This is a genomic window from Streptomyces sp. 6N223 (assembly GCF_052246635.1).
In the GTDB taxonomy this organism is placed as follows: Bacteria; Actinomycetota; Actinomycetes; order Streptomycetales; family Streptomycetaceae; genus Streptomyces.
Map to the genome: position 1 here is coordinate 23,496 of NZ_JBQQCA010000045.1, position 22,141 is coordinate 45,636.

Sequence of the window (22,141 nt, forward strand, 5' to 3'; positions counted from 1 at the left end):
CCTAACCGTTACGGAGCACGCGGCTCCTCGACGTTCTCCACTTCAGGGGAATCCCCCGTTCCGCCGCCCTCGTCGTCCCCGCCGCCGAAGATCAGCCAGCCGCCCAGGGCGCCCACGCCGACCAGGCCGGCCGCGGTCACCGCCAGGCGCCGCCGGCGGCGGGCGGCCGAGGAGGTCTGGTGCCGGGCCGAGCCGGCGCGGCGTTCGCCCGGCGCCCGGGGAGCGCGGGCCGTGCCGTGGGCGCCGCCCGCCAGCTCGTCGGCGTCCGGCACCCGCATCCTGGTGTGGGTGGCGCGCTCGGAGTCCGGGGCGGCGCCGCGCACCAGCGGCACGGCCCCGCGCGGCGGGCTCTCCTCCGCCGCCTGGGCGGACAGGACCGCGCCCACGGCGGCGCCGACGTGGGCACCGGGCTGGTGCCCGGCCTCCGCCTCGGCGTCCGAGACGTCGCCGATGTCCAGGGGTGGCAGCCCATCGAGCGCGGGGAGCATCTCGCGCAGCCGCGAGGCGAGCTCGACCGCCCGCAGCCGGGAGGCGGGGGCCTTGGCCAGGCACTGCTGGATCAGCTCCCACAGCTCGCGCGGCAGGCCGGGCAGTTCGGCCGCCTTCTCGGTGACCTGGCGGCGCAGCACCGCGCCGGGGTGGCCGCCGCCGAAGGGGGTGAACCCGGCCAGCAGCTCGTACAGGACGGTGACCAGGGCGTAGATGTCGACGGCCGCGCGCGGCGGCAGGCCCTCGACGATCTCGGGCGCCATGTAGTCCGGGGTGCCGACGACGCCGCCGCGGCCGCCGTGGCGCGGCTCGTCGATCAGCTTGGCGACGCCGAAGTCGGTGAGGAGCGCGGTCGTGCGGCCGCCCCCGGTGTCGAGGAGGATGTTCTCCGGCTTCACGTCGCGGTGGACGATGCCCGCGGCGTGCGCGACGGCGAGCCCGCTGGCCACGTCGGCGGTGATCCCGGCGGCCTCGCGGGGGGCCAGGCGCCGCTCGCGCCGCAGGTGGCTGCGCAGGTCGGGGCCGCGTACGAGGTCCATCACCAGGGCGATGTCCTGGATGTCGTCCGGCGCGCCACTCTGGGAGGGGACGTGGCCGGGTCCGTGGCCGCCGTTGATGACCAGCTCGCGGACGCCGACGATGTTGGGGTGCTCAAGGCCGAGCAGGGCGTGCCGCTCGTGGGCGAAGCGCTCGGCGAGGTCGCGGTCGGCGGCCAGGTCCTCGCGCAGCACCTTGATGGCCACCGGGCCCTCGGGCCCCTCGCCGAGCCACACCGTGCCGGCGCTGCCGCGGCCGAGGACGCGGTGTGCGGTGTAGTGGCTGCCGATGTTCCGTGCCATGGCGTGAGGCTACGACGCCCGTCTGACAACGTCGGGACACCGCGCCAGGTTTGCCCTGCTTTGATGCCATGTCAGGGCGGAAAACCACCCTCGGAAGTCGATAAATCCCCGAGGTCACCCACCGCTGCCGGTGGTGTTCTCGAGGTCCTGCTGGGTCTGCTTGGCCTCCTCCATGAGGCCGAGCCACTCCCGCACGTCCCTGAACCAGTCCTTGGTGGCGGTCCAGAAGTCCTTGCCGTCGGCGATCCAGTCCTGCATGGGCGTGAAGTTCCACACCGCCCAGCCGGCGGCGACCAGCAGCAGCACCACGAAGAGGCAGCCCTTCAGGCAGCCCATGCCCGGGATGCGCATGGGGCTGCCGCCGCGCGAGCGGGAGCGCGGCTCGCGCTCGCGGCGCGGCTCGGCGCCCCGGCGCGGCTGCGGCTCGGCGTACGGGGGCGGCACGGGCTGCTGGTACGGCGCGGGCTGCTGCGGCGGCGCGTACTGCTGCTGGTACGGCGCGGGCTGCTGCGGCGGGTACCCGTACCCCGGCTGCTGGGGCTGCTGCGGCGGGTACCCGTACCCGGGCTGCTGGGGCTGCTGCCGCGGGCGGCGCTGCGGCTGGCGCTGGGGGCGGCGGTAGAGGGGGTCCTGGGCCGGGTCGATGGGCTGCACCCGGGTCGGCTCGTTGCGGTCGCGCGCGGCCCGCATCTGCTCCTCCCACGGGTGCGGGCCGTCGGGCTGCGAGGGGCCCTGCGGGGGCATCACCCGGGTGGGGTCGGCGTCGCCGCCGGCGGGGGCGGCCGGGGCGCCGGCGTGCGGCAGGACGCTGGTGGGGGCGGCCGGGTCGACGGCCGCGGAGCCGCCGGGCATCGCCCGGGTCGGCTCGGCGGAGCCGGGCGGGCTGATGCCGGTGCCCGGGACCTTGACCGGCGCCGAGTCGGGCAGCAGCAACGCCGCGACGCCGGCCGCCGCCGACCACTGCTCGCCGGTGGCGTGATCGCCGATCCCGGCGGCCACGGTGCGCAGGGCGCGGGCGAGGCTGACGGCGCCGGGGCGTTCGTCCGGGCTCTTGCGCAGGCAGCGCTCGATGACGGTCCACAGCGGATCGGGAACGCCCTCGGGGCGCGGCGGCTGCGCGCTGAGGTGGCCGCGCAGCACGTCGAGGGTGCTGCCGCCCACGAACGGCGGGTGGCCGGCGACCAGCTCGTACAGCAGGACGCCGGCGCCGTAGATGTCCACGGCCGAGGTCTGCTCGCGGCCCTCGGCCGACTCGGGCGCCACGTACGAGGGCGTGCCGACGAACTCGTGGGTGCGGGTCACCCCGGGGGAGTCGGCGAGGCGGGCGATGCCGAAGTCGGTGAGCATCGGGCGCAGCGGCTCGCTGCCGGTGACCTCGCCGCCGCCGGCCAGCAGCACGTTGGCGGGCTTGAGGTCCCGGTGGACGATGCCCTTGGAGTGGGCGGCGGCCAGGGCGTCGGCGATCTGGGCGGTGAGCAGGGCCGCGCCCACCGGGCTGAACGGGCCGTTCCGGCGGAGGTAGTGGTGCAGGTCGGGCCCGTCGATCAGGTCCATGACCAGGGCGATCATGTCGCCCTCGACGACGAGGTCGCGGGTGCGCACGATGTTGTCGTGGTTGGCCTCGCTCAGCCGCAGCAGCACCGAGCGCTCGCGCAGGAAGCGCATGACCACGTCGGCGTCGTGGGCGAGCTCCTCCTTGAGCACCTTGATGGCGACCTGCTCGCCGGGCTGTCCCGGGACCGCGGCCTCCTCGCCGGCGGTCTCGCGCTGGTGGCCGCGCCAGACGGTGCCGGTGGCGCCGCGCCCAAGCGGCTCTTCGAGCAGGTACTTGCTGCCTACCGGCCGCACGTGCGCTCCCTGGTGTTTGCTGGTGATCCGGCTGGTGATCCCGGGGATCGGGCCCGAGTTCCCTACTGTAATGCCGCCCGCCGAACCTCCGGACGGCCGTCAGTTCGGTCTGCCGACGGTGTTCCTGGTGGGACGCGGGGGGTCGGCCGGGCGGTTGCCCCCGGGCCGCCGAACGCAGCCGAACGCCGCCGAACGCAGCCGTACGCCGCCCGACCGCTGGGGGCACCGCTGAGGGCCGGGCGCCTGCGCGGTGGGGCTGTTTCTGGTCGATCCCGGCCACCGGGCAGGCGGCGGGACGGCCAGGCCAGGGCCGTGTGACCGGCCGGTGCACCGGGCCGTCATCGATCAGATCTGGTCAGATCTGGCCAATCAAGATCACTAACTGCCGCTGGCGGGACGGACTGTCGGTGGCGGGTGCGAGGATGCTTTCAGCATCACCATCTGAATGCGTCAGCCATGCAGGACAGCCAAGCAAGACGCCAGCCATTCGCCACGCCGTAGCAGCCTGGGCCAGTGAGGTGACCGGGAGGGGGCCGATGCCGATCCAGATCAGGGTGACCGTGCTCGGGCAGCCGGGTGGCCGTGGCGCGCCCGGCGAGCCCGGCGGCCGGGGCGGCGCCGACGTGCAGCTCACCGCCCCGGAGAACACGCCGCTCGCCGACGTGCTCAGCGGGCTGTCGGCCGCCGCCGCACCGGGCTCCGGCACGCCGGCGGCGCTCTTCTGCGGCGACCTGCGGCTCGATCCCCGGCGCGCGCTGCTGGGACACCCGCCGCTGGTGGACGGCGCGGTGCTGGCGTTCGACCGCCCCGTGGCCATGCCCGTTCCCGAGCCGGTTCCGGCCCGGCTGCTGGTCGTCTCGGGCCCGGACGCGGGCGGGGTGCACCTGCTGCGCGGCGGGGAGGTGCGCATCGGCAGGTCGGCCCGGGCCGACGTGCCGATAGACGATCCGGACGTGTCGCGGCTGCACTGCTCGGTCTCGCTGGGCGAGAACGGCTCGGTCACGGTCACCGACCTGGGCTCGACCAACGGCACGCTGCTCGGCGGCGAGCCGGTGGTCGGCGGTCCGGTGCGGGTGCCGCTCGGCGCGGCGCTGCGGCTGGGCGAGACCACGCTGCGGCTGGTGTCCGGAGGCGCGTCGGCCGGCGTTTCCGCGGCGGGCGGGCCCGGCGATCCGGCCGTTCCGGCGGGGCCGCCGTCCCCACCCGTGCCACCCGTGCCACCCGGGCCGCCCGTGCCGCCGCAGCCGCCCGGCCCGCCGCGGCAGCCGGGCCCGCCCGCGGCACGGCGGACCACGCGAGGGCTGGCCGGGTGGGCCAGGCGGCTGGGCGGGTCCGGCGAGACGCACGCCGGGCTCCCGCTGCCCCGCGTCGCGCCGGGCTCCTCCGAGCCCGCGCGGCAGGCACCGCCGCCCGCGGACCCGGCGGACGCGGCCGAGGAGGCGCGCTGGCCGGACCCCGCCACGCTGCTGCTGACGGCCCTGGAGCCCGGCGGCGGCGCGGCACCCCGGCTGTGGGAGCGCGACGCCGCCCACCCCGACGCCTTCGGCCTGCGCCTCGGCACCACGCAGCGCCCCGGCGGGCGGCTGGCCCCGGTCGTGGTCGGCCTCCCCGAGGCCGGCTCGCTCGGGCTGGCCGGGCCGCGGCAGCGGCTGACCGGCCTGGCCCGTTCGCTGCTGGCCCAGCTCGCCGCGCTGCACCCGCCGAGCGCGCTGGAGCTGGTGGTGGTGGCGCCCGGCCGGGCCGAGGAGTGGTCGTGGCTGGGATGGCTGCCGCACCTGCGCCCCACGCGCGGGCAGGACTGCGGGCTGCTGATGGGCTTCGACCGGGATCAGGCGGCGGCCCGCGTCCGGGAGCTGGCGGAGCGCGAGGCGGGCCGGGACGGGTCCGGGCGGCGCACGGTGGTGCTGGTCGACGGCGACGTCGGGAGCGCCCCGGCGCTGGCGCAGGCGCTGGCGCGGCTCGCGGTGACGGGCCCGGCCGCCGGAATACACCTGCTGTGCCTGGCCGAGGCGCCCGCGGCCACGCCGGCCTCGCCGCTGGCCGAGACCCTGACCCTTGCCCGCGAGTCCTCCCCCGCCTTCGCCGCCTGCGGCGCCGTCGGGCTGCTGAGCGGGGCCGTGGCCTCGGCGTTGCGGCTGACCGGGACCGGCGCGGCCGGGGCGCACGGCGGCGGCCACGGGCCGGTGGCGACGGTGGACGCGGTGTCGGCCGCCTGGGCCGAGCGGTTCGCGCGGGCGCTGGCCCCCGTCCGCGAGGAGAGCGCCGGGGAGGCGGCGGCCGCGGATGCCGCCGGGCCGCCCGCGAGCTGCCGCCTGCTGGACGTACTGCAGCTGCCACGCGTGACGCCGGGCGCGCTGCGGGAGCGGTGGCGGCGTCGGGCGGGGCTGCCGCTGGTGCTCGGCGCGACGGCCGAGGGCCTGGCGATGGCCGAGCTGGCCGAGGCCGCCGGGCCGCTGCGCGTGGAGGGCGAGCCGGGCTCGGGCCGGACGCAGCTGCTGTGCTCGCTGGCCGCCTCCCTCGCGGCGGCGCAGGCGCCCGCGGATCTCTCGCTGCTGCTGGTCGAGGGCGCTGGCGAGGGCCTGCGGCCGGGCGCCGAGCTGCCGCATGTGGCCTCTTACGTGGGGGCCACCGACCCGGTGCGGCTGCGGGCGTTCGCGCAGGCGCTGCGCGACGAGCTGAAGCGGCGGGCCGCGCTGCTGGGCGAGGCGGACTTCACGGCGTTCTCGGCCTCGGCGGCGGGCACCTCGGCGAAGTCGGCGGCCTCGGGATCCGGGGCGGGGGGCGCTCGGGCGGGGGGCGCTCGTGTGGTGGGGCAGCGCTCCTCGGGCGAGGAGGCGCGCGGGGAGCCGCGCGGCGAGGGCGACACCCCGGCGATGCGCGTGGCGGGCAGTGGCCCCCTGCCGTGGCTGGTGGTGCTCGTCGACGACATCGACGCGCTGCTGTCGCCGCCGCTGGGCGCCCCCGGCCGCCAGGCCGCGGGCTCGGTGGTGCGGGCGCTGGACGCGGCGGTCCGCGACGGGCACCGGCTCGGGGTCCGGCTCGTCACGGCCGGCACGCCGGGCAGCGTGCTGCCGCAGGACACGACCGGCGGGGGCATACGCGTCGCGCTGACGGGCAGGACACCCGGCCGGGCCGAGCTGTGGCGCGCCGACGGCGGGACCGTGGCGTTCCAGGCGGCCCGGGTGACCGGCCGGATCCCGCGCACCTCGACGCTGCGGCCGACCGTGGTGCGGCTGGACTGGGCCCGCGTCGGCGACCCGCCCGCCCGGCGGCCGGTCCGTGAGCTGGGGAACGGCCCGACCGACGTGGCGCTGCTCGCCAGCGCCGCCGCCCGGGCCGCGCAGTCGGGTCAGGCCGCCACCGCCAGCCTCGTCTAGGCGATGCCGGGGGGTGACACGGGCCGATATGACCTGGTCAGGGGTAACAGGGCGGTCACAAAGAACACTTGACAATGTGGTCGGGGTTGCCTGCCCGGTCGGGCGGGCGTAGGACTTTCGGCACAGGACGTGCGGCGTGGCAGGTCTGTGCCGGTTGTGAAGGTGCCGCGCCGTGCCTGATGACCGTGGAGCCGGATGGAGAGGGATTCATGCGCGGTTCGGTCCGGAATCCGGGGCGGAAGGCCACCCGTGCGGTCGCGGCGGCCGTGGCGGCCTGCGCGCTGACGCTGACAGCCTGCTCCAGCGACGACAGCGGAGGCGGGACCGACGTCCGGATCTCCTCCATCGAGCTGCCCGACCTCGGCGGGGAGAGCCTGGAGGTCGCCGCCGTGTGGACCGGCGCCGAGCAGGAGAACTTCATGCGCGTCGTCGAGGCGTTCGAGCAGGAGACCGGCGCGTCGGTCACGTACGTGCCCAGCGGCGACAACGTCTCCAGCTTCGTCGGCAGCCGGATCGAGGGCGGGGCACCGCCGGACGTGGTGATGGTGCCGCAGCCGGGGGTCCTGCGGGAGTTCGCCGAGAGCGGCTGGATCGCGCCGGTCGGCGAGATGGTGGAGGAGCAGCTCGAAGCCCACTACGCCCAGGGCTGGCGGGACCTCGGGTCCTACGAGGGCGAGCAGTACGGCGTGTACGTGAAGGCGGCCAACAAGTCGCTGATCTGGTACAACACCACAGCCTTCGAGTACGCGGGAGTGGAGCCGCCGCAGACCTGGGACGGCTTCATCGACACCGCGTGGACGGTGTGGGAGTCGGGCACCGACCCCGTCTCGGTGGCGGGCGCCGACGGCTGGCCGCTGACCGACTGGTTCGAGAACATCTACCTCTCCCAGGCCGGCCCCGAGATGTACGACCGGCTGGCGGCTCACGAGATCCCCTGGACCGACCCGAGCGTCGCCGAGGCCCTCACCACCCTCGGCGCGCTGTTCGGGGAGGAGCAGCTGATCGCCGGCGGCACGGACGGCGCGCTGCAGACGGACTTCCCCACCTCCGTCACCAACACGTTCACCGACCTTCAGACCCCGCTGGCCGGGATGGTCTTCGAGGCGGACTTCGTGGGGGCGGTCATCAACGACAGCACCGACGCGGTGGTCGGCGAGAACGCCCAGGTCTTTCCCTTCCCGGCGGTCGGCGGCGGGCAGTCCCCGGTGGTGACGGCGGGGGACGCGGCGGTCGCGGTGACCCCGGACGGCAAGGTGAGCGAGGCCCAGGAGGCACTGCTGGCGTTCCTCGCGACCCCCGACGCCGCCCGGATCTGGGCCGAGCCGGGCGGCTACATCTCGCCCAACAGCGACATGGACCTGGACGCCTACCCGAATGAGGTGCAGCGCACCATCGGCGAGGCGCTGGTCGAGGCGGGCAACGACTTCCGGTTCGACATGTCCGACCAGACTCCGGCCGCCTTCGGCGGGACCACGGGACAGGGGATGTGGCAGGGCCTGCAGAACTTCCTGCGCGATCCCGACGACGTCGAGGGCGCCCAGCAGTACCTGGAGGCGCAGGCGAACAGGGCGTACGAGGAGTGACGGCCCCGCCGATGGACACGAACTCGCTGACGAATGAGCGGACGGACGGAGACTGAATCCCATGGCATCCGGCAATGCGGTGATCAAGGCCCGCTCCTGGGTGGTCGTGTGCTTCCTGCTGCCCGCACTACTGCTGCTCGGCGCGCTGGTCGTCTACCCGATCGTGTACACGCTGTGGCGCAGCCTCTTCGACAAGTCGGGAGAGGGATTCGTCGGGCTGGAGAACTTCGGCGAGATCTTCACCAACGACGACATCCAGACCGCGCTGCGCAACAACGTGATCTGGATCGTGGTCGCTCCCACCGTCTGCACCACGCTGGGCCTGATATTCGCGGTGATGACCGAACGGATTCGCTGGGCCACGGCGTTCAAGCTGATCGTCTTCATGCCGATGGCGATCTCGATGCTGGCGGCCGGCATCATCTTCCGGCTGGTCTACGAGCAGGACCCGGATCGTGGCGTGGCCAACGCCGTGGTCACCGCGGTGCACGACACCTTCTCCCCCACCTCCAAGTGGCCGGACGCCGAGCCGCGCCCCGACGGCCCGCTGACGCCGCAGGACGACGGCTCCTATCTGCTGGACGCACCCGTCGCGGCCGGGGAGCCCGCGCTGCTGCCGCTGGTCGCGGTGCCGCCGCCGGAGCTTGAGGGCGCGGATCCGGCGAAGGAGCCCCGGGCGGGAGACCCGGAGCAGGTCACAGGCACGGTCTGGATGGACTTCACCCCGGGAGGCGAGGGCACGGACAACGCCGTGGACGCCGCGGAGCCCGCGCTGGCCGGGATCACCGTGGAGGCGGTGAAGGACGGCGAGGTGGTCGCCTCGGACACGACGGGGGACGACGGAACGTTCGCGCTCCCCGCCGAGGCGGACGGCGCTCAGCTGCGGCTGGCCGCCGACAGCTTCGCCGCGCCCTACAACGGCGTTGACTGGCTGGGCCCGAGCCTCGTCACTCCGGCCATCGTCGGCTCGTACGTGTGGATGTGGTCCGGATTCGCCATGGTGCTCATCGCCGCGGGCCTCGCCAGCGTGCCACGCGAGACGCTGGAGGCCGCACGGGTTGACGGTGCCAACGAGTGGCAGGTCTTCCGCCGGGTGACGGTGCCGATCCTGGCGCCCGTGCTGGGGGTGGTGGTGGTGACGCTGATGATCAACGTGATGAAGATCTTCGACCTGGTGCTCGTCATCCCCCCGACCTCCAGTCAGGCGGACGCCAACGTGCTGGCGCTCGCGCTGTACAAGGAGTCCTTCACCAGCGGCGGCAACCAGGGCGTGGGCAGCGCGATCGCGGTGTTCCTCCTGCTGCTGGTGGTGCCCGTGATGGTCTACAACATCCGACGGCTGCGACGGGAGAACAAGCGGTGACCACTCCCACCATGACCGCTCAGCTGCCAGAACCGAAGCAGGGGGCCGGGGCAGAGGCCGGCGGGCCGCCCCAGCCGTCCCTCGCCTCGCGGCTGGCCTCCCTCGCCGGGGGCGGCGCGATGCGGGTGGTGCTGATCGTGATCGCCCTGGTGTGGCTGATGCCCACCGCCGGGCTGCTCGCCTCGTCCTTCCGCGACCCGCGCGACATCGCGGCCTCGGGCTGGTGGGAGGCGCTGACCGATCCCGGCCAGTGGACCACGGCCAACTACGAGGAGTTGCTGGAGAGCGACACCTTCACCAACTCCGTCTGGAACACGATCGCGATCACGGTGCCCGCCACCGTCCTGGTCGTCGTGGTGGGCGCGCTCGCCGCGTATGCCTTCGCCTGCCTGGAGTTCCCCGGGCGCGACTGGTGGTTCCTGGTGGTCGTGGGGCTGCTGGTGGTGCCGGTGCAGGTGGCACTGATCCCGGTGTCGAAGCTCTTCAACAACCTGGGAATCTTCGGGTCGATCATCGGCGTCGTCCTCTTCCACGCGGCGTTCGGGCTGCCGTTCGCCGTCTTCCTGCTGCGGAACTTCTTCGCGGAGATCCCGCGCGAGCTGCTTGAGGCGGCGCGGCTGGACGGTGCGGGCGAGGTGCGGCTGTTCGCGCGTGTGGTGCTCCCACTGGGCGGCCCGGCCATCGCGGCGCTGTCGATCTTCCAGTTCATGTGGGTGTGGAACGACCTGCTGGTGGCGCTGATCTTCGCCGACGCCGACTCGCAGCCGATGACGGTGGCGCTCCAGCAGCAGACCCGCCAGTTCGGCAGCAACATCGAGGTGCTGGGCCCGGGGGCGTTCCTGACGATGGTCATCCCGCTGGCGGTCTTCTTCGCCTTCCAGCGGCAGTTCGTCTCGGGCGTGATGGCGGGCGCGGTGAAGTGAGCCTCCTCCCCCGTCGCCCGCGAACCCGGTAACCGCGTAACCCGCACAACGCCAGGGCCCCTTCCGCGGCGGAAGGGGCCCTGGCGTTGTGCGGGCCGCCACGCGGCTCCGCTCAGCGGTTCGTGCGCAGCAGCGTCCGCATCGTGCGCATCGCGACCGAGAGGTTGGCGAGGTCGAACGTGTCGGAGGCCTGAATCTCCCGCAGCGTCGCGCGGGCGCGGCCGAGGATCGCGGCGTTGCGGTGCGCCCACGCCGCGAAGCGCTCCTCGGGCGTGGCGTCGGCGCCGCCTGCCGCCAGCACGTCGGCGGTGATCAGCTGGTGCGCGGCGTAGAGGTCCTCGCGGATCGCGGTGCGCGCCATCGACTGCCAGCGGTCGGCCCTGGGCAGCGCGCTGACGCGGTCCTGGAGCTGCGAGATGCCGAGCTGGTCGCCGAGGTGGTAGTAGACCTCCGCGACGTCCATCAGCGCGCTGCCGGTGCGGTCGGCGACGGCGACGATGTCCAACGCGGGGAAGACGGCCGAGAATCCGGCCACCCGCCGGGCCAGGTCCCTGGGAACGCCGCTGGCGACGAGCTCGTCGTGCATCTTGCCGTGCCACTCCAGCTCCTGGCCGCGCAGCAGCTTCGGCAGCTCCGCCCAGACCTGACCGACGCGCTCCGCGAAGAGCTCGATGGTCTCGGTCAGCTTGAGCGGCTGCGGCCGGTTGTTGAGCAGCCAGCGGGCGCCGCGTTCGACCAGCCGCCGCGCGTGGAGCCGGACGCGGGTCTGGACGTGGGCGCTGACCTCGTTGTCCAGCCGCTCGGTGGTGTCCCAGATGTCGGAGATGCGGAAGATGGCGCGGGCGGCCGTGTGGGCGCGCACGATCTCCTCGGTGGAGGCCCCGGACTCCTCCCCCATGCGGTGGAGGAAGGAGCAGCCGCCGACGTTGACCGTGTCGTTGACCAGGAGTGTGGTGATGATCTCGCGGCGCAGGGCGTGGGACTCCATGCGCTCGGGGAACCGCTCCCGCAGGGCGGTCGGGAAGTAGGCGTGGAGCAGGCGGCCGACGTACGGGTCGTCGGGCAGCTCGGTGCCGATCAGCTCGGCCGTGACCGCGAGCTTGCCGTAGGCCAGCAGCACCGACAGCTCGGGCTGGGTCAGGCCCTTGCCGACGGCGCGCCGCTCGGCGATCTCCTCGTCCGACGGCAGGAACTCCAGCTCCCGGTCGAGGCGGCCGTCCTCCGTCAGGCGGCGGATCAGGCGCTGATGGGTGAGGATCAGGCCGGGCGCCGTGGTCTGGCCGTTGGCGAGGGCCACGTTCTGCGCGTAGTTGTTGCGAAGCACCAGGGCGGCCACCTCGTCGGTCATCCCGGCCAGCAGTTCGTTGCGCTGCTTTACCGTCAGGTCGCCGGAGGCGACCACCGAGTTCAGCAGGATCTTGATGTTCACCTCGTGGTCCGAGGTGTCGACGCCGGCGCTGTTGTCGATGGCGTCGGTGTTGCAGCGCCCGCCCGCCTGGGCGTACTCGATGCGCCCGCGCTGGGTGAGCCCCAGGTTGCCGCCCTCGCCTACCACCTTGGCGCGCAGCTCGCGGCCGTTGACGCGGATGGCGTCGTTGGCCTTGTCGCCCGCGTCGGCGTGGGACTCGGCCGCGGACTTCACGTAGGTGCCGATGCCGCCGTTCCACAGCAGGTCGACGGGGGCCTTGAGGATCGCCCGCATCAGCTCGGCGGGCGTCATCACGGCGACCCCGGTGCTGATGCCCAGCGCCTCGCGGACCTGCGGGGTCAGCGCGATCGACTTGGCGGTGCGCGGGTGGACCCCGCCGCCCTTGGAGATGAGCCGGGCGTCGTAGTCCGCCCAGGAGGAGCGGGGCAGCTCGAAGAGGCGGCGGCGCTCGGCGTAGGAGGCGGCGGTGTCCGGGTCGGGGTCGAGGAAGATGTGGCGGTGGTCGAAGGCGGCGATGAGCCTGATGTGCTCCGAGAGCAGCATCCCGTTGCCGAAGACGTCGCCGGACATGTCGCCGATGCCGGCCACCGTGAAGTCCTGTGTCTGGGTGTCGTGGCCCAGCTCGCGGAAGTGCCGCTTGACGGACTCCCAGGCGCCGCGGGCGGTGATGCCCATGCCCTTGTGGTCGTACCCGGCGGAGCCGCCGGAGGCGAAGGCGTCGCCGAGCCAGAAGCCGTAGGACTGGGCGACGTCGTTGGCGATGTCGGAGAAGGAGGCGGTGCCCTTGTCCGCGGCGACCACGAGGTAGGTGTCGTCGCCGTCGTGCCGCACGACGGCCTGCGGCGGCACGACCTCGCCGTCCACCAGGTTGTCGGTGAGGTCCAGCAGGCCGGAGATGAAGGTGCGGTAGCAGGCGATGCCCTCGGCCAGCCAGCCGTCGCGGTCGACCGCCGGGTCGGGCAGCCGCTTGCCGACGAAGCCGCCCTTGGCGCCGACCGGGACGATCACGGTGTTCTTCACCTCCTGGGCCTTGACCAGGCCCAGGATCTCGGTGCGGAAGTCCTCGCGGCGGTCGGACCAGCGCAGCCCGCCGCGGGCGACCTTGCCGAACCGCAGGTGAACGCCCTCGACCCGCGGCGAGTACACCCAGATCTCGACGGCCGGGCGCGGCTCGGGCAGGTCGGGGATGGCCTTGGGGTCGAGCTTCATCGACAGGTACGTGTGCGGCCGGCCGTCGCTGGCGTTCTGGAAGTAGTTGCAGCGCAGCGTGGCCTTGATGACCGTGAGGAAGGCCCGCAGGATGCGGTCCTCGTCGAGGTTGCTCACGTCCTCCAGGGCGCCGTCGAGCTCGGCCAGCAGCGCGTCGGTCAGCTCCAGGCCGGCCACCTGGCGCTGCGGGGAGAGGCGGGCCTCGAAGAGCTTGACCAGCAGCCGGGTGGTGTGGTGGTTCCTGCGGAGCGTGGCCTCCATGCGCTCCCGGTTGAACCGGGCGCCGGCCTGCCACAGGTACTTGGCGTAGGCGCGCAGCACCATCGCCTGACGCCACGTGAGGTCGGCGGTGAGCACCAGGGCGTTGAATCCGTCGTTCTCGGCCGAGCCGGTCCAGGCGGCGGCGAAGGCGTCCTGGAACCGCTCGCGGGCGGCGCCGCCGAGGTTCCTGGCGAGGGTCTCGGGGATGCGCAGCCCGAAGTCGTAGATCCAGGCCGTCGGGCCGTCGGCGGGGCGCAGCAGGTAGGGGCGCTCGTCGACCACCTCGACGCCGAGGTTGTGCAGCACGGGCAGCACGGCGGAGAGGGAGACCGGCTCGCCGGTGCGGTAGATCTTGAACCGCCGCTCGCCGGGCGCCGCGCCGACCGGCTCGTACAGGCTGAGCGCGAAGTCCCGGCCGGCGACCTCCGGGGACAGGCCGATCACGTACTGCAGGTCGGAGACGGCGGCGCGCGGCGGGAAGTCCGCCTTGTAGCCTTCGGGGAACGCCCCGAGGTACCGGCGGGCGAGCTCGGCGGCCTGCTCCTCGCCGCACTCGGCCACCAGCGCGTCGGCGAAGCCGTCGGTCCAGGAGCGCGAGGCCTCCGCGAGCCGCGCCTCGATGCGGTCCACCTGCCCGTCGGTGAGCTCGGGCAGCTCGGTGCCGGGCTCGACGCGGATCACGAAGTGCAGCCGGGACAGCACCGACTCGGTGTTCCAGGCGGTGAAGTCGGCGCCGGTGCCGCCCAGCTCCTCCGTGAGGATCTCGGTCAGGCGCAGCCGGACGTGGGTGGTGTACCGGTCGCGCGGCAGGTACACCAGGGCCGAGTAGTACCGCCCGTACTCCTCCTGACGCAGGAACAGCCGCAGCTTGCGCCGCTCCTGGAGCTGGAGGACGGCGGTGGTGATGTTGCGCAGCGTGCCGACCGGGGTCTGGAACAGCTCGTCGCGCGGGTAGGTCTCCAGGATCTGCAGCAGGTCCCGCCCGCTGTGGCTGTCGGGGCCGAACCCGGCGGCGGCCAGCACGCGCTCGACGCGGCGCCGGACGACGGGAATCCGGCGGACGGACTCGGTGTAGGCGGCGGCGGAGAAGAGCCCGAGGAAGCGGCGTTCGCCCACGACCCTGCCCTGGTCGTCGAAGGTCTTGACGCCGATGTAGTCCAGGTAGGAGCGGCGGTGGACGGTGGCACGGCTGTTGGCCTTGGTGAGGATCAGCAGCCGCGGCTCGCGCGCCTTGGCGCGGGCCGAGGGGGACAGCCTGCTGAACGCCGCGGAGGCGGTCGGGTGGGGCGCGCCGGGGTCGTGGCTGGGGTCGGAGCGCAGGATGCCGAGCCCGGTGCCGGGGATGGGGCGCAGCGCGTCCTGCTCGCCGCCGTTGCTCCGCACCAGCTCGTACTCGCGGTACCCGAGGAAGGTGAAGTGGTCGTCGGCCAGCCACCGCAGCAGCTCGGCGGCCTCCCCGACCTCCCCCCGCTCGATGCTCTCCGACAGCGGCTCGTCGGGCAGCCCCTCGGCGATGCGCAGGGCGGCGGCGCGCATCTTGTGCCAGTCCTCGACGGCCTCGCGCACGTCGCCGAGCACCCGGCGCAGGTCGGCCTCGATCTGCCTGAGGTCGTCGGGGTCGGTCTCGCGGTCCGTCTCGACGTGGATCCACGACTCGATCACGGCGTCGGCCGGCAGCCCGGCCCGGTCGTAGGTGGTGGCGGCCGGGCCGTGCGGGTCCTGGCCGTCGTCGAGCACCTCGAGCAGCCGCCCGGTCACGTCGCGGCGCACGACGATCTGCGGGTGGATGACGAGGTGTATGCCGCGCCCCTGCCGCGTCAGCTCGTTGGTGACCGAGTCCACGAGGAAGGGCACGTCGTCGGTGACGACCTCGACGACGGTGTGGGTGCTGGTCCAGCCCATCTCGTCGACGGTCGGGGTGTAGACGCGGAGGTTGGCCGTGCCCTGGGGGCGGTGCGCGCCCAGCTTGCAGTGGGAGATGGCGGCGCCCGCGATGTCCTCGGGCTGCCGGTCGGTCAGGTCCTCGGGGGCGACATACAGGTAGTAGCGCTGGAGAAAGGCGCTGAGGGCTGGGGCGTCCATGCCGTGTGCGGGTTGCCCGCCGACCGGGGCCTGCCCGGCCACCTTGGCTGCCTGCGCCAGCAGATTGCTCTTGGCCTCGTCCAGCTGCTTGGTCTGCATTCCTGTGGCTCTCCTGCCGCGCACGTCGCGCGCCGTTGCGTGACGTCGGGATAAGGTTGCGCAGCGCGATCCCGGGAGGGCGGGCGGTCGTCTTCGCCGCCTCCCGCCGCCTCCACGAGGGAGCTCACGCTGATCACGTAGCTAAAGTTACTCTTCCCCGTCGGGGCGTGTGGGGTCAGGGCGCTATTCCCCGGGCACCGACGAGGTCCGCCGCCACGGCCACCGCCTCGGCCAGGGTGTCCACGACGGGCACCCCGGCGCTGAGCAGGCTGCCGCGGCTGTGGGAGCCCCCGGTGTACAGGACGGCCCGGGCGCCGGCGTGGGCGGCGGCGAGCGCGTCGTCGGTGGCGTCGCCGATGACGACGGTCCGCCCGGGGTCGAGCCCGTCCAGCGTCTCGTGCAGCGCTGCGAGGTGACGGGCCATCTGGCGGGACTTTCCGTTGATGGCGCCCCGTCCGTTGCTCCCGTCGATCCGCACGAAGTGCCGGTCGATGCCGAGCCGCGCCACCCAGGGCCGCAGCCGCTCGTGGGACGCCAGGGAGCAGACCGACTGCGTCTGTCCGGCCTCCTGCCAGGACGCCAGCAGCCCGGCGGCCCCCTCCGCCAGGCAGGCCGCCTCGGCGCGGGCGGTGTAGTGCCGGTCGAAGGCGCTGTCGATGACGGCCCACTCCTCGTCGCTGGGCAGCCGCCCGATGAGCCGCTCGTAGAAGCGCGGGATCGGCACGCAGAACAGCTCCCGGTACCGCTCCAGCGAGATGGGCGGTATGCCGACCTCCGCGAATGAGGCGTTGGTGGCCTCGATCACCACGTCGATGTCGTGGAGCAGCGTGCCGTTCCAGTCCCAGATGATGTGGGCCGGGCGGGGGGCGTCGGCCCGGGTCGAGGTCGGTGGTCGCGTCGGTTCAGCCATGCCTTCGACGGTAAAGGCCGCCACTGACAACCGCGAAGCGGATTGCGCCCGCGGCGGTGACCGGCCCGGGAACGCGAGGAAACGCGGGCGCCGCGCGCTGGGCGCCGAGCAGCGCGCGCCGGGGCCCGCGCGCCGCAGCGCTGCGCGCACCGGCGCGTGCTCAGACCAGCCGGTCGATCTCCTGCACCGCGTACCACAGCAGTTCGTGGTCGGCCGCGCCGTCCACGGTGAACCGGGCGTCCTCGTCGCCCTTGTCGGCGTCGGCCACGGCGGCGGAGGCGGCCGCGACCGCCGCCTCGGCGTCGGCGGCGTCGACGTGCACCGACGCGGCCGCGGCCACCGCAACCGGCTCGCTCAGCCGCACCTCGCCCAGCGCCTCGGCCGACAGGGCCCGGGCCGGGTCGGCGACCGCCGTCCGGTCCGGCACGTCGGCCGCCAGCACCACGCGCCGCCGCGGCGCGTCGGGATCGGCGGCCAGCAGCCGCAGCGAGGCCTCGGCGGCCCGGCTGAGGGCGGCGTACTCCAGCTCCTCCTGGTTGCCCTCGCGATACCACTCGCGCAGCGCCGGCGTCACGGCGTAGGCCGTCAGGGGCGCCGGTCCCGCCTGCCCGGTCCGGTGCAGCCGGGCGAGGCCGGGGAGCGTGAGGGGAACGTAGACGCGCACCCGGGCAAGAATACGGGCTTCCGCGCTTCGCGCTCCCCTTGCCGTTCCGTGCCCACTTGGTTACGATCCGCGCTAGTTACTGTTCAGTAGTGTCACGGGGGTGGTCGTATGAGCCATGTGAGGACGAGCAGGCGCGGTCCCGGACCGGTCGCGCCGCCGGGCCGCGCCGACGGGCGGCGCCCGGCCGCCACGGGCAGGCCCGGGCGGCGGCGCCTGCCGCACGACTGGTTCGCCGAACAACTGCTGATGGTGCTCAGCGGCCACCGGCCCGTCCATGCGCTGATGCGCCACACGCGCCCGGGGGCGTACGAGCAGCTCGGCCGCATCGCGCCGCGCACCCCGCTGCGCCCGCCGCCGGGCCACCGCGCGACGCCGATGCTGCGGGGTGTGGGGGCGTGCCGTCCGCATCCGGACGCCATCGAGGCGTTCGCACGCATCGCGACGGGCGGCAGGACGCGGGCGCTCGCCTTCCGCCTGGAGCGAGGCGAGGACGGCCGCTGGCTGTGCTGCGCGGTCGAGCTCGACACGGTGCGCTGATGCCTGCCGGCCGGCGCCCACGGGGCCCGCCTGCCCGCGAGGAACCAGGAAAGCGGCGGGGTGGGAGGCATGCCCCCCACCCCGCGCTCGTCACTTCTTGCGACGGCGGCCCTTCTGGGCCTTGCGGCGCTCCGCGCGGCTCATCCCCTGCTGGCCCTGCTCGCCCTGCTGGCCGCCGCCCGCGCCCGCGCCGCCCGCGCCTGACGCGCGCGTCGCGGCGCCCGCGGGCGCCCCGTCGGCGCTGAAGTCGCCCTCCACGACGCCCCCGGCGCTGTCCACCGTCGGCGCGGAGAAGTGCAGCCGGTCGGGGCGCTTGGGCGCCTCCAGGCCCTTGGCGAGGATCGCGGGCCTGCCCTGCTGCGCCGCCGCGGCCCTGGGCGCCCCGGCGGGCACCGCGTCCTGCGGCGGGCCGTCCTGCCCCTGGCCCGCTGTGCCCGCGGTGCCCGCGGCGACCGCCTGCTTCGCGCCGCCCTGCACCGGCACCTGCTCGACCTGCCGCTCCACCTGGACCTCCAGGTTGAACAGGTAGCCGACGGACTCCTCCTTGATGCCGTCCATCATCGCCGTGAACATGTCGAAGCCCTCGCGCTGGAACTCCACCACCGGGTCGCGCTGCGCCATCGCGCGCAGCCCGATGCCCTCCTGGAGGTAGTCCATCTCGTACAGGTGCTCGCGCCACTTCCGGTCGAGCACCGACAGCACCACGCGCCGCTCCAGCTCCCGCATCACCTCGGAGCCGAGCTCCTCCTCGCGCTTGTCGTACTGCTTGTGGATGTCCTCCTTGATGGAGCTGGCGATGAACTCGGCCGTCAGCCCGTCGCGCCCGCCGGCCTCCTCCTCGAGCTCCTCGACGGTCACGGTCACCGGGTAGAGCTGCTTGAACGCGCCCCACAGCCGGTCCATGTCCCATTCCTCGGCGAAGCCCTCCACGGTCTCGGCGTGCACGTACGCCTCGATCGTGTCGTCCATGAAGAACCGCACCTGCTCGTGCAGGTCCGCGCCCTCCAGCACCCGGCGCCGCTCGCTGTAGATCACCTCGCGCTGCCGGTTGAGAACCTCGTCGTACTTCAGCACGTTCTTGCGGATCTCGAAGTTCTGCTGCTCGACCTGGCCCTGGGCGGAGGCGATGGCCCGGGTCACCATGCGGTTCTCGATCGGCACGTCGTCGGGCACGTTGGCCATCGACATCACGCGCTCGACCATCTGCGCCTTGAACAGCCGCATCAGGTCGTCGCCGAGGGAGAGGTAGAAGCGGGACTCGCCGGGGTCGCCCTGGCGTCCGGAACGCCCGCGCAGCTGGTTGTCGATGCGGCGGGACTCGTGCCGCTCGGTGCCCAGCACGTACAGCCCGCCGAACTCCTTGACCTCCTCGAACTCGGACGCCACCTGCTTCTCGGCGCGCTCCAGCGCCTGCGGGAGGGCGGCGGTCCACTGCTCCAGGTGCTCGGGGTCGTCCGGGTCCAGGCCCTTGGCGCGCAGGTCGGCCTCGGCCAGCGCCTCGGGGTCGCCGCCGAGCTTGATGTCGGTGCCGCGGCCGGCCATGTTGGTCGCCACCGTGACCGCCTTCTTACGGCCCGCCTTGGCGACGATGGCCGCCTCACGCGCATGGTTCTTGGCGTTGAGCACCTCGTGCCGCACGCCGCGCTTGTTGAGCTGCTGGGAGAGGTACTCGGACTTCTCGACCGAGGTGGTGCCCACGAGCACCGGCTGCCCGGCCTCGTGCCGCTCCACGATGTCCTCGACGACCGCCTCGAACTTGGAGACCTCGGTGCGGTAGATGAGGTCGGGCTGGTCGAGGCGGGCCATCGGGCGGTGGGTGGGGATCGGGACCACGCCCAGCTTGTAGATCTGGTTCAGCTCCGCGGCCTCGGTCATGGCCGTACCGGTCATGCCCGCGAGCTTGTCGTAGAGGCGGAAGTAGTTCTGGAGGGTGATCTTGGCGAGCGTCTGGTTCTCGTCCTTGATCTTCACCCCCTCCTTGGCCTCGATCGCCTGGTGCATGCCCTCGTTGTAGCGGCGGCCGGCGAGGATGCGGCCGGTGTGCTCGTCGACGATCACGACCTCGCCGTCGAGGACGACGTAGTCCTTGTCCCGCTTGTAGAGCTCCTTGGCCTTGATGGCGTTGTTGAGGTACCCGACCAGGGGGGTGTTGACCGACTCGTAGAGGTTGTCGATGCCCAGCCAGTCCTCGACCTTGCTCACGCCCGCGTCATGGATGGCGACGGTGCGCTTCTTCTCGTCGATGTCGTAGTCCCCGGTCTCCGCCACCTGCCTGGTGGGGACCGCCGCCTCGCCGCGCTCCAGGCGCTTGACCAGCTTGGCGAAGTCCGCGTACCACTTGGTCGCCTGGTCGGCGGGGCCCGAGATGATCAGCGGGGTCCTGGCCTCGTCGATGAGGATGGAGTCCGCCTCGTCGACGATGGCGTAGGCGTGGCCGCGCTGCACCAGGTCCGTCTTCGACCACGCCATGTTGTCGCGCAGGTAGTCGAAGCCGAACTCGTTGTTGGTGCCGTAGGTGATGTCGCAGTTGTACTGCTCGCGGCGCTTGGCCGGGGCCATGCCCGCGGTGATGCAGCCGACGGACAGGCCCAGGAACCGGTGGACGCGGCCCATCCACTCGGAGTCGCGCGTCGCCAGGTAGTCGTTGACGGTCACCAGGTGAACGCCCTTGCCGGCCAGGGCGTTGAGATACGCCGGCAGCGTGCTGACCAGGGTCTTGCCCTCGCCGGTCTTCATCTCGGCGACGTACCCCTTGTGCAGCGCGGCGCCCCCCATGATCTGCACGTCGTAGTGCCGCTGGCCCAGCACCCGGCGGGCCGCCTCGCGGACGGTGGCGAACGCCTCGGGCAGCAGGTCGTCGAGTGTGTCGGTGCCGTCGGCCAGGCGCTCGCGGTACTTGTCGGTCAGGGCCCTCAGCTCGGCGTCGCTGAGGTCGACGAGCTCCTCCTCGACGGAGTTGGTCCACTTCAGTTCACGCTGCACCTCGCGCAGGATCTTGCCTTCGCCTGCACGCATGATCTTGTCGAAGACGGACACGAGGGCTGGTCTCCTTGCCGGTCGGGGGGCAGGCCCAGGGGCCTTTGAGTTAGTACGCGAGTTACGCGCGGGCACAGCGAGCATGGCCCCGCCGCACCGGCCATGGTATGCGAGTGCCGGGAGGAGTGTCAGTGCTCGACCGTACGATCGCCCGCATGACTGCCGCTGTGACCCCTCCGTCCGTCGATTTGTCCGCCGATGAGGCCCGCCGCGTCGCGCTGCGCGCTCAGGGGCTGCTGGGCGCCCCCGACCGCAGAGCGGGGGTGCGCGGGATGCTGCGCCGCCTGGGCACAGTACAGCTGGACACAATCTCGGTGCTGGCCCGCTCGCACGAGCTGGTGCCCTACGCCCGCCTCGGCCCGGTGGGGCGGAGCGCGGTGGAGTCGGCGTACTGGGAGGGCGGGATGTCCTTCGAGTACTGGTCGCACGCGGCCTGCGTGCTGCCGATCGAGGAGTGGCCGCTGTTCGCCTTCCGCCGGCGGAAGCTGCGCGCCCGGGGGCACCGCTGGCACCGGCTGGCGGAGGGCGAGCGGTCCCTGGCCGAGGTACGCAAGCGGCTGGCGGACGACGGGCCGCTGACCGCCACCGAGCTGGGCGGCGCGAAGAACGGCGGGCCCTGGTGGGACTGGTCGGAGACGAAGATCGCCGTGGAGTGGCTGCTGGACACCGGCGAGGTGGTCTGCCGCGAGCGGCGCGGCTGGAAGCGGGTGTACGAGCTGGCGGAGCGGGCCGTGCCCGACGAGCTGTTCCACGACGACCTGGACGACGGGGAGTGCCTGCGGCGCCTGGTCGCCCAGGCGGGGGCGGCGCTCGGCGTCGCCACGCGGGCCGACCTCGCGGACTACCACCGGCTGCTGGTCGCCCAGGTGGAGGCGGCGCTGCCCGGCTCGGGCCTGGTGCCGGTGTCGGTGGAGGGCTGGCGCGAGACCGCCTGGGCCGACCCGGCCGCCCTGGCCACGCCGCCGCGCGGGCGGCACCGGACCACGCTGCTGTCGCCGTTCGACTCGCTGATCTGGGACCGGCCGCGCACGCAGCGGATGTTCGGCTTCACGCACCGGCTCGAGGCGTACGTGCCGCGTCCGAAGCGGATCTACGGGTACTTCTCGATGCCGCTGCTGGCCGGCGGCAGGCTGCTGGGCCGGGTGGATCCCGCCCGGGAGGGCGGCACGCTGGTGGCCCGGCACGCCGCGTTCGAGGGGCCCCTGACGCGGGCCGCGAAGGCGGTGCCGGCGATGGCGGACGCCCTGGTCGAGGCGGCGCGCTGGGTGCGGTGCCACGACGTGCGGGTGGAGCGGACCACGCCGGCCGGGCTGCGGGAGCCGCTGGCCGCGGCCGTCGGGCGGGCGCTCTCCGCGTAATCCCTGGCCGGGCGATCGCGCCGGACATGGGCATCCTCCGCCCGCGCCGCGAGGAAGCGTCCGGGGTCGCTCCGCCCCCGGACCCCCGCCGCCCGCGCTCCGGCACCCCAACCGGGCTGCGGTGCCGTCGTCAC

General features: G+C 73.6%; 12 protein-coding genes. 6 read left to right on the forward strand and 6 right to left on the reverse strand.

The window, feature by feature from the left end; translation table 11 throughout:
- Positions 1-8: 8 nt before the first annotated feature.
- Positions 9-1,328 (reverse strand): serine/threonine-protein kinase, encoded by a 1,320-nt coding sequence (locus ACTWQH_RS24165; RefSeq protein ID WP_443288827.1) that lies wholly within the window; start codon positions 1,326-1,328, stop codon positions 9-11.
- Between the two features lie 114 nt (positions 1,329-1,442).
- Complete coding sequence (locus tag ACTWQH_RS24170) at positions 1,443-3,176, reverse strand: serine/threonine-protein kinase (RefSeq protein WP_443288828.1); 1,734 nt, start codon at positions 3,174-3,176, stop codon at positions 1,443-1,445.
- Positions 3,177-3,712: 536 nt separating this feature from the next.
- On the opposite strand from ACTWQH_RS24170, the gene ACTWQH_RS24175 reads away from it, so the two are divergent.
- The 4 genes from ACTWQH_RS24175 to ACTWQH_RS24190 all read left to right on the forward strand — a co-directional run bounded on the left by ACTWQH_RS24175 (position 3,713) and on the right by ACTWQH_RS24190 (position 10,422).
- Positions 3,713-6,553, forward strand: coding sequence for an FHA domain-containing protein (locus ACTWQH_RS24175; RefSeq protein WP_443288829.1), 2,841 nt, complete (start codon positions 3,713-3,715; stop codon positions 6,551-6,553).
- A 209-nt stretch (positions 6,554-6,762) separates the two neighbouring features.
- Positions 6,763-8,136, forward strand: a complete 1,374-nt coding sequence (locus ACTWQH_RS24180; RefSeq protein WP_443288830.1) for an ABC transporter substrate-binding protein — start codon at positions 6,763-6,765, stop codon at positions 8,134-8,136.
- Positions 8,137-8,197: 61 nt separating this feature from the next.
- The gene (locus ACTWQH_RS24185) at positions 8,198-9,499 is read left to right on the forward strand and encodes a carbohydrate ABC transporter permease (protein WP_443288831.1); all 1,302 of its coding nucleotides are present in this window, start codon (positions 8,198-8,200) and stop codon (positions 9,497-9,499) included.
- 11 nt (positions 9,500-9,510) lie between these two features.
- Positions 9,511-10,422, forward strand: a complete 912-nt coding sequence (locus tag ACTWQH_RS24190) for a carbohydrate ABC transporter permease (protein ID WP_443288849.1) — start codon at positions 9,511-9,513, stop codon at positions 10,420-10,422.
- Positions 10,423-10,534: 112 nt separating this feature from the next.
- Here ACTWQH_RS24190 and ACTWQH_RS24195 read toward each other — a convergent pair whose 3' ends face one another.
- The 3 genes from ACTWQH_RS24195 to ACTWQH_RS24205 form a co-directional block, all read right to left on the reverse strand.
- Positions 10,535-15,502, reverse strand: a complete 4,968-nt coding sequence (locus ACTWQH_RS24195; RefSeq protein ID WP_443288832.1) for an NAD-glutamate dehydrogenase — start codon at positions 15,500-15,502, stop codon at positions 10,535-10,537.
- Between the two features lie 175 nt (positions 15,503-15,677).
- Positions 15,678-16,412, reverse strand: a complete 735-nt coding sequence (locus tag ACTWQH_RS24200; protein WP_443288833.1) for an HAD family hydrolase — start codon at positions 16,410-16,412, stop codon at positions 15,678-15,680.
- 160 nt (positions 16,413-16,572) lie between these two features.
- Positions 16,573-17,076 carry a DUF6912 family protein gene (locus ACTWQH_RS24205; RefSeq protein ID WP_443288834.1) on the reverse strand — a complete coding sequence of 168 codons (504 nt, stop codon included), beginning with the start codon at positions 17,074-17,076 and terminating at the stop codon, positions 16,573-16,575.
- Between the two features lie 108 nt (positions 17,077-17,184).
- Here ACTWQH_RS24205 and ACTWQH_RS24210 point away from each other — a divergent pair, with 108 nt between their 5' ends.
- Positions 17,185-17,613, forward strand: coding sequence for an Rv3235 family protein (locus ACTWQH_RS24210; RefSeq protein WP_443288835.1), 429 nt, complete (start codon positions 17,185-17,187; stop codon positions 17,611-17,613).
- A 90-nt stretch (positions 17,614-17,703) separates the two neighbouring features.
- Here ACTWQH_RS24210 and secA read toward each other — a convergent pair whose 3' ends face one another.
- On the reverse strand, positions 17,704-20,649 hold the full coding sequence (gene secA / locus ACTWQH_RS24215) for a preprotein translocase subunit SecA (protein ID WP_443288836.1): 2,946 nt from the start codon (positions 20,647-20,649) through the stop codon (positions 17,704-17,706).
- A gap of 155 nt (positions 20,650-20,804) precedes the next feature.
- Between secA and ACTWQH_RS24220 the strand changes: the two genes are divergently transcribed.
- Complete coding sequence (locus ACTWQH_RS24220) at positions 20,805-22,007, forward strand: winged helix-turn-helix domain-containing protein (protein WP_443288837.1); 1,203 nt, start codon at positions 20,805-20,807, stop codon at positions 22,005-22,007.
- Positions 22,008-22,141: the final 134 nt, after the last annotated feature.

What these genes read in the sequence shown, in the direction of transcription:
- ACTWQH_RS24195 (WP_443288832.1), bottom strand. Translation starts at nt 15,502, where the DNA reads ATGCAGACCAAGCAGCTGGACGAGGCCAAGAGCAATCTGCTGGCGCAG.
- ACTWQH_RS24200 (WP_443288833.1), bottom strand. Translation starts at nt 16,412, where the DNA reads ATGGCTGAACCGACGCGACCACCGACCTCGACCCGGGCCGACGCCCCC.
- ACTWQH_RS24220 (WP_443288837.1), top strand. Translation starts at nt 20,805, where the DNA reads ATGACTGCCGCTGTGACCCCTCCGTCCGTCGATTTGTCCGCCGATGAG.
- ACTWQH_RS24210 (WP_443288835.1), top strand. Translation starts at nt 17,185, where the DNA reads ATGAGCCATGTGAGGACGAGCAGGCGCGGTCCCGGACCGGTCGCGCCG.
- ACTWQH_RS24180 (WP_443288830.1), top strand. Translation starts at nt 6,763, where the DNA reads ATGCGCGGTTCGGTCCGGAATCCGGGGCGGAAGGCCACCCGTGCGGTC.
- ACTWQH_RS24165 (WP_443288827.1), bottom strand. Translation starts at nt 1,328, where the DNA reads ATGGCACGGAACATCGGCAGCCACTACACCGCACACCGCGTCCTCGGC.
- ACTWQH_RS24175 (WP_443288829.1), top strand. Translation starts at nt 3,713, where the DNA reads ATGCCGATCCAGATCAGGGTGACCGTGCTCGGGCAGCCGGGTGGCCGT.
- ACTWQH_RS24185 (WP_443288831.1), top strand. Translation starts at nt 8,198, where the DNA reads ATGGCATCCGGCAATGCGGTGATCAAGGCCCGCTCCTGGGTGGTCGTG.
- ACTWQH_RS24190 (WP_443288849.1), top strand. Translation starts at nt 9,511, where the DNA reads ATGACCGCTCAGCTGCCAGAACCGAAGCAGGGGGCCGGGGCAGAGGCC.